This is a genomic window from Vibrio sp. Y176, from assembly GCF_033438945.1.
This window is the reverse complement of sequence record NZ_JAWOQS010000149.1, coordinates 1-995: the sequence shown is the minus strand read 5'-3', so window position 1 is coordinate 995 and position 995 is coordinate 1. Positions and strand designations below refer to the sequence as shown.

Here is a 995-nt window from a genome sequence, read left to right as displayed (position 1 = left end):
TTGCTTTAATTAATGCAAATTCAATTTACTCAAAATAACTCAATGAATTTGCGTCTAATTTTTATACTCTGCATTGCCAGTCTGTTTGCTGGTTGTGCTACTTATGCAGGCCTGAACTTTGACCAATTGTTCGGCCCTCAGTTGGTTCGTGAGCGTACTGCCAGCGTTGAAACGCCGCAGGCAGATTTCTTCCAACGCGAGGTAAAACCTATCGTCGATAACCGCTGTGTGGTTTGCCACGCCTGCTACGATGCGCCATGTCAGCTAAAACTCTCATCGGTAGAAGGGATCGACCGCGGAGCATCGAAAGCATTGGTTTATGAAGGCACTCGCCTGACAGCTGCTGCACCTACTCGCTTGTTTGAAGATGCAGAAACCACCCAAGAATGGCGCGACGCTGGCTTCCACCCTGTTTTGAATGAACGCGACCAAAGCATGGCGGCAAACCTTGAAGCTGGCCTTATCGCTCGTTTATTGCAACAGAAAGAGCGCCATCCCTTGCCAGACCAAGTGCAATTAGAAGGTTTTGATTTTTCGATTGATCGTGAGCAAACCTGCCCGACAATTGAAGAGTACGAACAGTACGAAAAAGACAACCCAAACTGGGGAATGCCATTTGGTATGCCGAATCTAACCAACAGCGAATACCACACGCTGATGACTTGGCTAGAAAACGGCGCGATCATGAATATGCACACGCCAATCAGTGACCAAGAGCAGGCGCAAATCAATCAATACGAAACACTGCTCAACCATTCAGACCTCAAGAACCAGTTGATGTCGCGTTACATATACGAGCACTTGTTCCTGTCGCACCTGTACTTCTCTGAGTTGAGCGAAAAACCGCGCTTCTTTACTCTGGTGCGCTCCGCAACGCCGCCAGGACAACCAGTGAAGCGCATTTCCACTCGTCGCCCTTACGACGATCCGGGCGTTGAACGCGTTTACTACCGAATCATTCCAGAACAAGGCACTATTGTTGACAAAACGCACAT

At 48.5% G+C, this 995-nt stretch carries 1 protein-coding gene; it reads left to right on the top strand.

The window, feature by feature from the left end:
• Positions 1-42 precede the first annotated feature (42 nt).
• The coding region (locus tag R7O13_RS24750; protein WP_318304921.1) for a fatty acid cis/trans isomerase at positions 43-995 on the top strand (953 nt) is incomplete at its 3' end.